General features: G+C 64.9%; 14 protein-coding genes. 9 read left to right on the top strand and 5 right to left on the bottom strand.

Annotated features, from left to right (window positions below):
• Nucleotides 1-71: 71 nt before the first annotated feature.
• Nucleotides 72-2432 (bottom strand): DNA polymerase II, encoded by a 2361-nt coding sequence (locus tag J7573_RS03855; protein ID WP_294325838.1) that lies wholly within the window; start codon nucleotides 2430-2432, stop codon nucleotides 72-74.
• Between the two features lie 34 nt (nucleotides 2433-2466).
• Nucleotides 2467-3651 carry an MFS transporter gene (locus J7573_RS03850; RefSeq protein ID WP_294325836.1) on the bottom strand — a complete coding sequence of 395 codons (1185 nt, stop codon included), beginning with the start codon at nucleotides 3649-3651 and terminating at the stop codon, nucleotides 2467-2469.
• A 118-nt stretch (nucleotides 3652-3769) separates the two neighbouring features.
• Between J7573_RS03850 and J7573_RS03845 the strand changes: the two genes are divergently transcribed.
• Complete coding sequence (locus J7573_RS03845; protein WP_294325834.1) at nucleotides 3770-4666, top strand: LysR family transcriptional regulator; 897 nt, start codon at nucleotides 3770-3772, stop codon at nucleotides 4664-4666.
• Here J7573_RS03845 and J7573_RS03840 read toward each other — a convergent pair.
• Nucleotides 4647-5567, bottom strand: coding sequence for a LysR substrate-binding domain-containing protein (locus J7573_RS03840; protein ID WP_294325832.1), 921 nt, complete (start codon nucleotides 5565-5567; stop codon nucleotides 4647-4649). The two genes, J7573_RS03845 and J7573_RS03840, sit on opposite strands and share 20 nt — an antisense overlap.
• A gap of 161 nt (nucleotides 5568-5728) precedes the next feature.
• Between J7573_RS03840 and J7573_RS03835 the strand changes: the two genes are divergently transcribed.
• From J7573_RS03835 to J7573_RS03800, 8 genes are all read left to right on the top strand, one after another.
• Nucleotides 5729-6511 (top strand): YqcI/YcgG family protein, encoded by a 783-nt coding sequence (locus tag J7573_RS03835; protein ID WP_294325830.1) that lies wholly within the window; start codon nucleotides 5729-5731, stop codon nucleotides 6509-6511.
• A 2-nt stretch (nucleotides 6512-6513) separates the two neighbouring features.
• Nucleotides 6514-7143, top strand: a complete 630-nt coding sequence (locus J7573_RS03830; RefSeq protein WP_159409804.1) for a LysE family translocator — start codon at nucleotides 6514-6516, stop codon at nucleotides 7141-7143.
• A gap of 41 nt (nucleotides 7144-7184) precedes the next feature.
• Nucleotides 7185-8279 carry a hypothetical protein gene (locus tag J7573_RS03825; RefSeq protein WP_294325828.1) on the top strand — a complete coding sequence of 365 codons (1095 nt, stop codon included), beginning with the start codon at nucleotides 7185-7187 and terminating at the stop codon, nucleotides 8277-8279.
• Between the two features lie 204 nt (nucleotides 8280-8483).
• Nucleotides 8484-9125 (top strand): sel1 repeat family protein, encoded by a 642-nt coding sequence (locus J7573_RS03820; protein WP_294325970.1) that lies wholly within the window; start codon nucleotides 8484-8486, stop codon nucleotides 9123-9125.
• Between the two features lie 143 nt (nucleotides 9126-9268).
• Nucleotides 9269-9970 carry an AzlC family ABC transporter permease gene (locus tag J7573_RS03815; RefSeq protein ID WP_294325826.1) on the top strand — a complete coding sequence of 234 codons (702 nt, stop codon included), beginning with the start codon at nucleotides 9269-9271 and terminating at the stop codon, nucleotides 9968-9970.
• Nucleotides 9967-10281, top strand: a complete 315-nt coding sequence (locus J7573_RS03810; protein WP_079227485.1) for an AzlD domain-containing protein — start codon at nucleotides 9967-9969, stop codon at nucleotides 10279-10281. Before J7573_RS03815 ends, J7573_RS03810 begins: the two co-directional genes overlap by 4 nt.
• Nucleotides 10278-11111, top strand: coding sequence for an AraC family transcriptional regulator (locus J7573_RS03805; protein WP_294325818.1), 834 nt, complete (start codon nucleotides 10278-10280; stop codon nucleotides 11109-11111). Before J7573_RS03810 ends, J7573_RS03805 begins: the two co-directional genes overlap by 4 nt.
• A 73-nt stretch (nucleotides 11112-11184) precedes the next feature.
• Nucleotides 11185-11412: a hypothetical protein gene (locus J7573_RS03800; RefSeq protein ID WP_012313790.1), complete on the top strand. Its 228-nt coding sequence runs from the start codon at nucleotides 11185-11187 to the stop codon at nucleotides 11410-11412.
• A 48-nt stretch (nucleotides 11413-11460) separates the two neighbouring features.
• On the opposite strand, the gene J7573_RS03795 is transcribed toward J7573_RS03800, so the two are convergent.
• Nucleotides 11461-11943 carry a copper chaperone PCu(A)C gene (locus J7573_RS03795; RefSeq protein ID WP_294325812.1) on the bottom strand — a complete coding sequence of 161 codons (483 nt, stop codon included), beginning with the start codon at nucleotides 11941-11943 and terminating at the stop codon, nucleotides 11461-11463.
• On the bottom strand, nucleotides 11944-12552 hold the full coding sequence (locus J7573_RS03790) for an SCO family protein (RefSeq protein ID WP_294325810.1): 609 nt from the start codon (nucleotides 12550-12552) through the stop codon (nucleotides 11944-11946).
• Nucleotides 12553-12719: the final 167 nt, after the last annotated feature.

The following is a 12719-nucleotide window of genomic DNA, read 5'->3' as shown; positions in this document are numbered from 1 at the left end:
CCTCCGAATGTCTGGAGGTGCGACGCTAATCGCGGGCCTTGAGCGCCAAGGGCTAGATAGCTACCACGCGGTCAGAACAACAGCAGCTGGCGATCGGTCAAGGCAGCGAAGTCATCACCGACAAAAGGCAGGATGGCATCGGCCACCGGTTGCAGCTGGCGGCTCAGGTAGTGCTCGTAGTCGATCGGGGCCTGCAGGTTTTCCAACGGCTCAGGGCCTGCGGTGGTGATCAGGTAGCTGATCCAGCCGCCGCGCTGATACTGCCTGGGGCGCCCGACGCGGCTGTTGTAGTCATCCGCCAGGCGCGCGGCGCGCACGTGCGGCGGCACATTGCGCTGGTAATCGGCCAGCGGCCGACGCAGGCGCTTGCGATACACCAGCAGCTCATCGAGTTCGCCCGCCAGGGTCTGACGCACGTACTCGCGCAGGTACTCGCGATACGGCTGGCCGCGGAAGATCCGCCCGTACAACTCCTGCTGAAAGCGCTGGGCCAGTGGCGACCAGTCGGTGCGCACCGACTCCAGGCCCTTGTAGACCACGTCTTCGCGGCCATCGGCTCGCTGCACCAGGCCGGCATAGCGCTTCTTGCTGCCCTCGTCGGTGCCGCGGATGGTCGGCATCAGGAAACGCCGGTAGTGCACCTCGAACTGCAACTCCAGCGCGCTGTCCAGCTTCAAGGTCGTCTGCAGGTGCTCGCGCCACCATGCGTTGACCTGCGCCACCAGGTCACGACCAATCCGCGCCGCGGCCTCTTCGCCATGGGCGCCCTTGAGCCAGACGAAGGTGGAGTCGGTGTCCCCGTAAATCACCTCATAACCCTGCGCCTCGATCAGGGCTCGGGTCTGGCGCATGATCTGGTGGCCACGCATGGTGATCGACGAGGCCAGGCGCGGGTCGAAAAAGCGGCAACCGCTGGAGCCAAGCACGCCGTAGAAGGCATTCATGATGATCTTCAGCGCTTGCGACAGCGGTGCGTTGCCCTCCCGCTTGGCCGCTTCGCGGCCCTGCCATACGCGCTCGACGATGGCCGGCAGGCAATGTTCGCTGCGCGAAAACCGCCCACCGCGAAAGCCTTCCACCGAGTGCTCGTCATCGGGCAGACGCAAGCCCTCCACCAGGCCCACCGGGTCGATCAGGAAGGTGCGAATGATCGACGGGTACAGGCTCTTGTAGTCCAGCACCAGCACCGAATCGTACAGCCCCGGACGTGAATCCATGACGAAGCCACCGGGGCTGGCCTCGTCCGGGCGGCTGCCGAGGCTGGGCGCGACAAAGCCCAGGCGGTGCATGTGCGGGATGTACAGGTGGCAGAATGCGGCGACCGAGCCGCCACTGCGGTCTACCGCCAGGCCGGTGACCGACGAGCGCTCCAGCAGGAAGTCGAGTAGCCGGGTATGGGCAAAGATGCGGGTGACCAGCTCGCAGTCCTTGAGGTTGTAGCGCGCGAGCGCGGGCTTGTCCTCGGCGAAGCGGCGGTTGATCTCGTCCATGCGCTGGTAAGGCGTGTCACTGTCCTTGCCTTCGCCGAGCAAGGTCTGGGCGACGTTTTCCAAGCTGAACGAAGGGAAATTCCAGGTCGCCGAGCGCAACGCCTCGATGCCGTCGATCAGCAACCGCCCGGGGGCATCGGCGAACACGTGGCCGCCGCCGGCATGGGTACGCAGGGTCATCGGCGCGCCGTTGCGCCCCAGCGCCAGCGGCACCTGCAGCGCCTTGGCGTGCTCGTGCAGCAGGCGCAGGTCGAACTGGATCAGGTTCCAGCCGATGATTGCGTCCGGGTCATGCTCGGCCATCCACTGGTTGAGGCATGTCAGCAACTCGGCGCGGTCAGCACAGTAATGCAGGTCGAAATCGACGCCATCGGCATCACCATTGGCCGGCCCGAGCATGTACACCTGGCGCTGCCCACAGCCCTCCAGGGCGATGCTGTACAGCTCGCCGCGCTCGCTGGTCTCGATGTCCAGCGATGCCAGGCGCAACGTCGGGCGGTAGCCCTGCAACGGCTTGAGCTGGGCCTCGCAGTACACGCCCTGCTCGTCGCACTGGCCAGTGAACTGCACCGGGGCGGTGATGAAGCGCTCCATCAGGTAGCGCTCCGGCGGGCGGATATCGGCCTCGAAGACGTCGATACCGGCCGTGCGCAGGCGCTGCTCCAGTTGCATCAGCTGGCGGTGCTGGCGGGTGTAGAGGCCGAGCATGGGGCGCTGGTCGAAGTCCTTCAGGCGCAGCGGCTTGAGTTGCACGCCTTGCTCCTTGGCCAGCAACACCCGGGCGTGCTCGGCCTGCGCCTGCGGGATGAAAGCCACCGATTCCTGGGGGGCCAGGCGCAACAGCCGTGGCCCGGCATCGGTGGCCAGCCAGAATTCCACGCAGGTGCCCTCGGGCGTGTCATGCCAATGCCGGGTGAGGACAAAGCCCTGCTGCAACTCCACCGCGTCGACCTCTGCTGAAAAGGACGATTCTACGCTAGCGTGGCCCCGCCACGAAGCCGCTTCTGCGCGCTGCCAGTACCGCCAGCAAGGCCATTGCGATCAGCGCCAGCACCACGCTGCCAAATGCCTCGACGCCCACGCCGGCGAGCAACACGCCACCGACGATCCCGCCCAGGGCGATGGCGCTGTTCCATACCGTCACCAGCATCGACTGCGCGACATCGCCGCCCTCACCCGCCGCATCGGCGCAGGCGGTCTGCAACAGGGTCGGCGCACCGCCATAGGTCAGGCCCCACAGCGCGACGCTCAGGTAGATGGCCCAAGGCGCGGCCTGCCCCAGCAACAGGGTGGCCAGGGCAAACCCTGCCAGGCTCAGCACGACCAGCTTGCGCAGGTGCCGATCGACCATCAGCCCGACCAAGCCGATCCCGGCCAGCGCCGAGAGCCCGAACAACATCAGCACCTGGCCGACTTTGGCCGTCATGCCCGCTGCCGCCAACAGCGGCACGATGTAGGTGTAGAGGATGTTGTGGCCCAGGACCCAGGCGAGGATCACCAGCAGCACCAGGGCCACGCCCGGCGTGCGCAACACCTGCGCCGCCGACGGGCGCTGGCCGCCCGCCTGCCCCGGATAGTCCGGCACCGCCCTGAGCACCCAGAACACCAGCAGCAGCGCCACCAGCGTGACCACGGCAAAGGTGGCGCGCCAGCCCAACCCGGCGCCCAGCCAGGTCGCGATCGGCAAGCCCAGCGACAAGGCAATCGGCTGACCGAGCATGGCCACGGCCATCGCCCGCCCCTGCAGGGCCGCCGGCACCATGCGCCGGGCATGCCCGGCGATCAGGCCCCAGGCCAGGCCCGCAGCGGCGCCGGTGAGAAAGCGCAGCAACAGGGTCAGGTGGTTGGAGAGCGACACCGCGGTCAGGCCGTTGAACAGCACGAAACCGACTATTGCCAGCAACAGCGCCCGACGCCGGTACCAACCCTGGGTCAGGGTCACCAACGGGATGGCCGTCAGCAATGAGCCAAGCGCATAGGCCGTCACCCATTGCCCGGCCATGGCCTGGCTGATGTGCATGCCATCGGCGATCTGGTCGAGCAGGCCCGCTGGCAGGGTTTCGCTGAGGATGGCGATGAAGCCGGTCATGGCCAGTGCCAGCAGGCCGCTCACGGGCAGGCGCTCGACGCGGGTCAGGGGAACAGTCGATGTCTGGGACATTGCAGGATGCCTTGTGGTTTCGATCAAGGCCGACAGTCTGCAAGGCTCCGTATTACGGAAAAAGGCGGTTACAATGCCGCTCACTCAGGACGTGGATGTCCGTAATCTGGAGCACAGGATGGACAGCCTCAGCGGCTTCGTGGTCTTCAACCGGGTCGCCGAAACCCGCAGCTTCGTCGCCGCCGGCCAGTCGCTGGGCATCAGCGCCTCGGCCGTAGGCAAGCGTGTGGCGCGCCTGGAGAGCCGCCTGGGCGTGCGCCTGTTTCACCGCAGCACACGCAGTATCACCCTGACCGCCGAGGGCACGCTGTTTCTTGAGCGCAGCCGGCGCATCCTGGCCGAGATCGAGGCCACCGAACAGGCACTGTCACAGGCCAGTGAAACACCGCGCGGTCGCCTGCGTGTGAGCCTGCCGCAAGTGACCGGGCTGGTGATGCCGGCCCTGGCCGAGTTCATGGAACGCTACCCGCAGGTGGAGCTGGACCTGGAGTTCACCGACCGCATGGTCGACATCGTCGGTGAAGGTTTCGATGTGGTGATGCGCGGCGGCCAGCCGCTGGACTCGCGGCTCAACGCCAAGTTTCTCGGGCACTTTCAGCATTGCCTGGTGGCCTCGCCCGAGTACCTGCAGGCGCGTGGCACGCCGCTGCACCCGCGCGAACTCAGCGCACACACCTGCCTGCACTACCGCTTCCCCAGCAATGGCAAACTGGAAATCTGGCCGCTGCGCCAGGAGCACCCGGAACAGGGCTACGACATCCCCATCTCGATGGTCTGCAACCATGTCGAGACGCGTATCTGCTTCGCCCTCAACCACCGTGGCATCACCTGCCTGCCGGACTTCAGCGTGCGCCGCGAACTGGCCGCCGGGTCACTGGTGAGCGTGCTCGACGACTTCATCGAACGGCGCGGCAGTTTCTACCTGCTGTGGCCGTCCGGGCGCCACATGCCGCCCAAGCTGCGGGTGTTCATCGACTTCATGCTGGAGCGCGTGTTCAGCCGTACAGGTAGTTGATGTCCTTGTAGCTCAGCGGCGGCACCTGGCCGAGCAGGTAGTCACGCAGCTTGTGCATTTGCCGCGCCTTGGGGCTGCTCTTGAGCCAGGTCATGTAGTAGCCGTCACCGGTCGACACCGCATGCTTGAACGGCGTCACCAGGCGCCCGGCCGCGAGGTCGGCACTGGCCAGCACCAGGTCGACCACCGAAATGCCCAGCCCCTGCTGCGCGGCGGAGATGCCCTGATCGAGCGTGTCGAACACTTGGCCCTGGTCGATGCTGATGTCCAGCGCATCCATGCGCGCCAGCCAGCGCCGCCAGTCGCGGCGGTCTGGTGACGGGTGGAGGAACTCACATTGGCGCAGGTCGGCCAGTTCGGGTTGCGCCTGTGCCATGTAGTCTGGGTGGCACACCGGGATCAGCCACTCATCGAACAACTTGACGCTCTCGACGTCGGCCGGGAAACGGCCGTTGGCCAGGAGGATGGCGCAGTCGTAGGGTTCGGAGTAGAAGTCCACCGAATCGATGTCCATCCACACGCTCGAAAGCTGCACACTGCAGTTGTCTTCAAGCTTCTTGAAACCGTCCAGTGCCCGCAGCAGCCAGCGCACGGTCAGCGTCGAAGGGGCTTTCAGACGCAGCCCATAGCGGTCCTGGCGCAGCAGCGCACAAGCGTTTTCGATGATCTTGAAACCGACCTTGAGCTCCTGGGCCAGCAACCGCCCATGCTCGGTGAGGCTCAACTTGGGGCCGCGGCGCTCGAACAGGTCGCAGCCGAACATGGATTCGAGCGTCTTGATGTGATGGCTGACCGCCCCCTGGGTCAGCGCCAGCTCTTCGGCGGCCCGGGTGAACGAGCCGTAGCGCGAGGCAACCTCGAAGGCACGCAAGGCGTGCAGTGCTTGAATCCGTTCCGACATGATGCCCTCGAAGCATGAGTGAGACTAATAGTAGGTCATAGTTCCACGCGTTTTACAACGTGAAGAGCGTCTCAGAAAATGCAGGTAAATAACAAAGATAAGTAACCAACCTGCCTGCATATGAGTGGAACTCTCTCTTACTTCAATCTCCTGGGGAAATCATGTTTACGGTTTATGGAAACTGCTATCGCCTGGATGCGCTAGAGCTGGCCGATGAACATGTACGGAACACTCAGCACTGGACGCGGCAAACCCTGCAACATTTTCGCAGTGTACTCGCCAACCCCGACTTTCCGTGCCTGTTCGGGCGCAAAGCCGTTGCCGGTGCATCCTGCCACATCCTCTTCGCCCGTGCCGAACAACTGGCCGATGATATCGCTCATGGCCTGGCCGACTATATACGCACCATAACGCCTGTGCCGATCAAGCAACGCATCGGCAGCCCGCTGGTGGTGTTTCTCGAGACGGCTGCCGACAGCACCTTGGCCGAGCAACAGGCGCTGGCCTGGAAAGTACTGCGTGGGGTCCACGCCCGTGACCCGCATCCGTGGCCTCAAGCAGTTCCCACCGACCCGCACGACAACGCCTGGTCGTTCTGCTACGCCGGCATGCCGCTGTTCATCAACATGAACTTCCCCGGCCATCAGCAGATGAAAAGCCGCAATCTCGGCCCGCACATCACCTTCGTCATCAACCCGCGGGAGAACTTCGACGAAGTGGCCAACGCCAGCACCGAAAGCGGGCAACGCATTCGTGCCCGCATTCGTGATCGCGTACGCCATTACAACGACGGGGTCATGCCCGAAACCCTGGGCTTCTTTGGCCAGGACGACAACTTCGAATGGAAGCAGTACCAACTGCAGGAAGCAGGCTCGCTCAATCCGTCGCGCTGCCCCTTTCATGCTCATGCCCGTGCGACACCCGACACTCTGATCGAGAACTGACCGTGAATACCGCCCTGACTCTGACTTATGCACTCACCGTCCTGCTGCTGATCGCCACCCCCGGCCCGGTGGTGGCACTGATCGTCAACACCGCTGCGGCCTCCGGCTCGCGCAAGGCCATGTTCACCGCCGTCGGCACCAACTGGGCGTCACTGGTGCTGATCGGCGCCGCTGCCTGGGTCATCCTCACCAGCGCAGCCATCGACAAGGCCTGGCTCAGTGGCATGAGCCTGCTGGGTTGCCTGTTCATCGGCTACATCGCCGTGGGCACCTTGCGCGAGTGCCTGCAGGCGCCTGTCGCCGACGAGGCCGAGCTGCAGCCGGCCAAGCCCGGCCGCGGCGGCTTGTGGCAGGGCTTCATGGTGGGCATTTCCAACCCGAAGGACATCATTTTCTTCATCGCCTTCTTCCCGCAGTTCATCCAGATCACCGAGTCGTTCGGCAAGAGCATGGTGGTGCTGTCGCTGTTGTGGGTGCTGATCGATTTCGCCGTGCTCAGCCTGTACATCTTCGCCATCGGCAAAATCACCTCGCAGCGCAGCAACCGCCTGATTTCCCTGGCCTCGGGGGTCGTCCTGCTGCTGATCGCCGCCGGTGGCCTGGCCTATAACCTCAAGGAGCTGGCGGGCTGAACGCCCTGCACCGCCGCAACGCCAGCCGAGAAGGAGCGCCCATGACAACGTCCGTCACCACCACACATGTCTCGGGCCTCGCTTCGCCGCTGCATCAGGACTACCAGCGTTTCCTGCTGCTGGGTAACCGCCGCGCACCGCACACCCTGCATGTGCACGAGAGCGGTTACCGCTCCGGCACCATCAACACCGATGCCTTTGGCCTGCGCTACAGCCATTGCGCCGGCAAGCGCTACTCGGCTGCCGAACGCGGCAGCGCACCGCGCATCAACCTGCTGGTTGGCGGTTCGACTGCCCTGGGCATCGGCGCCAGCTCCGATGAACATACAGTGGCCTCACACCTGTCGATGCTCACCGGTGAGGCATGGCTAAGCCTGGCTGGCTGTGGGCTCAATGCCAGCCAGGAACTGTTGCTGTTCCTGACTCACCAGCATCGCTTGGGCGAAGTGGGCCATGTGGTGCTGCTCAGCGGCCTCAACACCTTGGCCCATGAAGCCCTCGGTGAAGTCCTGGCCGGCCCGCACGACCCACTACAGGCCAAGGCTCACCAGGCTTACCTGAACAGTTTCAACGAGGGCATGCCGCCCGTTGGCCAGGCTCGCCGCGAGTCGTTGTGGCAGCGCCTGGGCCAGGCACTGGCACCACGGCGCCAGCAACCTGTCCCCAACTGGTCGCTGTCCGCCCCGGAAAAACGCCTGGCACGGGCGGCCGACAGCATCGGCCGCACGTTGCGCCAATGGGAGCGGATGCTGGCTGACAGCCACGCAACCCTGACCTTCATCCTCCAGCCCCTGCTGCCCTGGTGCCGGGAAACCCTGCCGGCGGGTGAACAGGCGATGCTGGCCGCCCTCAAGCAACAACCGAGGAATTTCGATCGCCTGCTCGACGGTGCATTCGACAGCCAGCTGCACATGGCGTTCTTCCGTCGCATCAAGAGCCAGGCGGACCCCGTGCCCTGCTACGACATGAACAGCATGCTCAGCAGCTCGCCGGTGTTCGGTGCCGACCTGTTTGTCGACCGCCTGCACCTGAACGACCTGGGCAACAATGCCCTGGCCAAAGTGATCACCGCCAAGCTGGGGCTGGCCCAGGAGCGACACGCCCAGCGCAAGGCCACACCGATCAAGCTCGTCTGACAGGCGAGCGACGGGGTTTCGGTTTCGGCCCACGCTTGGCTAGAATACCCCGTCGTTCCGATTCGCCCGAGGCGTACGCGAAGTTGTGATCATTCATCAAGCCGCCCTCCCGTACCTGGCAGCCTGCCGGCCCCGCTCATTGCGCGAGGCACGCCTGTGAGCCGCGTCGCTCTGGCATCGGCGCTGTTCATCGCACTGGCTCCGATGGCTGCAAATGCGCTCGATGTCCGTATCGACCCGCACGCCGACCTGCTTTACCGCCAGGCACTGCCGCTGCTGGAGCAAGCCGACACGCCAGATGACAACGGCACCCTGCGCACCGCCATGGGCGTCGACCCGGAGCTCAATCGCCAAGGCCGGGCGATGGCACATACCCTGCCGACGGCCGTGGCCCTGCTGAAAAAATCGGTGGAGCTTGGCCACCCGGTGGCGCAATATCGCCTGGCGCTGTACTACACCACCTACCTGCCAGCAGCGCAGATCGCCGATGCCGCCTGCCCGCTGCTGGAAGCCAGCCTGAAACAAGGCTTTGCACCGCCGGCAACTGCAATTGCTACCTGGTGCCCACCCTACAATGCCAGCCCGGCCTACCGCGAAGCCCTCGAAGCGATCCCCAGCATGGCGACCTTGTACGCGCCTTACTATCCGCAACCAGCCGCCCGCCTGGCCTGCAGCCGCAGCCACCCGCAGGGCTTGCAGATGCAGTGGGGGCGCCAGCGCGACTACCAGGCCGAGGTCTACCGGTTGCTGGGCGATCTCGATCCACAGCACCGCCAGGCACTGCTGCAGAAGGCCGTGGACATCAATGGCTGCGTGGCGGCGCAACATCGGCTGACCAAGCGATAATTACCTGCCCCGGCGCTAAACCTGTAGGAGCGGCTTTAGCCGCGAAGAGGCCGGCACAGGCAGCAAACAAGCAAGATCGTTCAAGCCACCCGCCCCACCGCTCTGTCATGCTGCCCTGCCTAGCAAAATGTGTCGCAGCCATCATGCCCAGTAGTCCCCCCATCCCCCGCCAAGCATTCCTGCACGGCGCCGTCGCCATCCTGCCGCTGTCCCTGGCCGTCGCCCCCTGGGGCTTGCTCGCCGGTTCCATGGCCATCGAAGCCAACCTCAGTGCCTGGCAAGGCCAGGGACTGTCGGCGATCGTCTTCGCCGGCGCCGCGCAACTGGTCGCCATCGGCATGCTCAAGAGCGGCGCCAGCCTGCTGTCGATCCTGCTCACCACCCTGCTGCTGACCTCCCAGCACCTGCTCTATGGCCTGTCCATGCGCCCGGTGCTGTCCAACCAGCCGGTACGCTGGCGACTGGGCCTGGGCTTCCTGCTCACCGACGAATTCTTCGCCCTCACCAGCCACTACGACCAGCAGCAGTTCAACCGCTGGTACGCCCTGGGCGTGGGCCTGACGTTCTATGTCGCCTGGAACCTGTTCACCCTGGCCGGCATCGTGCTGGGCCAGAACATCCCGCACCTCGACCAGCTCGGCCTGGACTTCTCCATCGTCGCCACCTTCGTCGCGCTGATCGCGCCATTGGTGCGCAACCTCGCCACCGTGGTGTGCGTGGCGGTGTCGCTGTTCTGCTCGGTGCTGTTCAGTTACTGGCACTGGGAAACCGCCTTGGTCGCCGCCGGCCTGCTGGGCATGGCTGCCGGCTTCGTCTGTCAGAAATTCACCGGAGGCCGCCCATGATCTGGCTGCTGATCTTCGCCATGGGCGCCGTGGTATTCCTCAACCGCTACGCCTTCCTGGAACCGCGCCTGCCCCTGCGCCTGAGCTCCAACGCCCGGCAGTTCCTCGGCTTTGCCGTACCCGGCATGCTCACGGCAATCTGCGGGCCGATCATCTTCCTGCCCGGCCACCAGCTCGACCTGAGCCCGCTCAACCCCTACCTGCTCGGTGCGCTGGTGGCCATTGCGCTGGTGTTGTTGACCCGCAGCGTATTGCTGAGCATGCTGGTGAGCATGTTGATCTTCTTCCTGCTACGCAGCTGGCTGGCATGAGCACGCCCCTGCGCGAACAGACCCACCTCTGGCAGGCGCCGGCCCTCGGCGACGTCGAGATGCTGCACGCGCGTTACTTTCAACAGCGCTTCGCCCCGCATGTGCATGAAGGCTATGTGTTCACCGTGATCGAGTCGGGCGCGCAACGCTTCTGGCACCGCGGCAGCGAGCACCTGGCACCGGTCGGCAGCATGGTGCTGATCAACCCGGACGAACTGCACACCGGCGCCACCGCCCACGAAGCCGGCTGGCGCTACCGGGGTTTCTATCCGGAGCATGAACGGGTTACTGGCGTGCTGGACGAGCTGGAACTGGGCCGGCACGGCATGCCGCGCTTCAAGGACAGCGTGATTCAGGACCCGGCCCTGGCGAGGGCCTTCAGCCAGCTGCATCAGCTGTCGGAAGCCGGCGCTAGCGCCCTGGAGCAACAGACCGCCTGGCGCCAGGCGGTGCTGGCACTGGTACAGCGCCACGGCCACTGCCCGGAACCCACCTCCCCCGGCAACGAACCGCTGGCGGTAGCGCGTGCGCGGGAGCTGCTGGAAAGCCAATTGGTCGACCCGCCGTCGCTGGAAGCCCTGGCCGCTGCGGTCAATCTATCGCCTTTCCACTTTGCCCGGGTGTTCCGCCAGGCCACGGGCTTGCCGCCCCATGCCTGGCTGAAGCAAAGGCGCCTGGCGCGGGCACGGGAATTTCTGAAAAGCGGCCTGGCGGCCTCTGACGTGGCCTTTACCCTGGGTTTTGCCGACCAGAGCCACTTGAGTCGGCAGTTCAAGCAGGCCTTTGGCGTGACGCCGGGCGCCTATCGCAGCGCCTGCCTGCACAGCTAGCGCCTGCGACGCCAGGCCTCAGGCAAGCCGGCCAGCCACTGCTACACTGACAGAGCAGAACGGAGGATCTGTCATGTCCGAAAGAGAGCTCACCACCCTGATATCGCTGATGAACCAGCGCCAAGCCTGCCTGAGCAGTGCCTGCAAGGAAATTGCCGACTGGATCGACCGCCAGGGCGATGTGCCCGCTGCGGGCAAGATCCGCGCCAGCCTGAAAGCGCTGGAGGCCGATGAAGCCCAGGTCCGCAAGACGCTGACCTCGCTGACCCTCGAAAGGCCGCTGCCACGCTTCCGTAGCTGAAGCGCGCAGCACAATGAAAAAGGGCCGCTGTTGCGGCCCTTTCGTTGGTCAGTGGTTCATGTGCATGTGGTCATGCCCGCCGCCAGCATCGGCGTTCAGCGGGCGTACTTCTGCCTGAACCTCGACGGTTTCCTTGGCACCCTTGGCATCTTCGATGGTCAGGGTCAGCGGTACCTTCTCGCCTTCCTTAACCTGCTGGGTCAGGCCCATCAACATCACGTGGTAGCCATTGGGGTCCAGGCTCACCGGCTTGCCCGCAGGCAGTTCCACGGCCTTCACTTCTTTCATGCCCATCACGTCACCGTTCATGGTCATCTCGTGCACCTGCACGGTCTTGGCCACTGGCGAAGCCACGCCAACCAGCTTGCTGTCAGTGCTGGCGGTCAGGGTCATGAAGGCGCCAGTGGACGGCTGGTGCGGCACGCTGGCGCGTACCCAGGCGTCGCTCACGGTGGTCTGCGCCAGGGCTGGCAGGGCCAGGCCCATCAGTACCAGGGCGGCCAGGCCGCGCTTGATTGGTTGCATCGACATTCAGCAGATCTCCATCAGGGTTGCCAGGTCTTCGGCGCATTCCTTGGCATTCAGCGAATGGCCCAGGCTCAGGCGCAGGGTGCCACGTGTATCGTAGACGTAGCTGGTGGACGAGTGAGAGATGGTGTAGGTGTCACCGGCCGGGACCTTTTCGTAGAACACCTTGAACTCCTTGGCCACCGCAGCGATTTCTTCCGGGGTGCCGGTCAGGGCGGTAAACGACGGGTCGAAGGCCTTGACGTAGGCATCGAGCACTTCCGGGGTGTCGCGCTCCGGGTCCAGGGTGATGAACACCACCTGGAAGATCTCGCGGTCGCGGCCCCTGAGCAGCTTCTTGATCTGTGCCGCACGCGCCAGGGTGGTCGGGCAGACGGCCGGGCACTGGGTGAAACCGAAGAAGATCATCGGCATGCTGCCATAGAAGCTCGACAGGGTGCGGACATTGCCCTGGGGGTCCTTGAGGCTGAACTTGCGCCCTAGGATCTCGTTGCTCATGTTCTTGCCGTACTTGAACTCGAGCCCCCGGGCCGGGTTGCAGCCTGCCAGCAGGCCGAGCCCGAGAACGCCCATCCCGGCGACAACCGCGCGCCGGGTAAACTGATCTTTCATTGAACCATCCTTTACAGGGAAGGTGCCGGCCCTCGGGACGGGCCGGTCGAAAACCGGGGCATTCTGGCATGACACCCGGTGGGCTTCTACCCGACCAAGGCGGTGATGGCCCGCAGCCCTTTAAACACGGGCTGCGGCCTGTTGTCGCAGGGGTTGAAACCGTAACA

Source organism: Pseudomonas sp., assembly GCF_017744435.1.
Classification (GTDB): domain Bacteria; phylum Pseudomonadota; class Gammaproteobacteria; order Pseudomonadales; family Pseudomonadaceae; genus Aquipseudomonas.
This window is presented reverse-complemented; position numbering and strand designations above follow the sequence as displayed.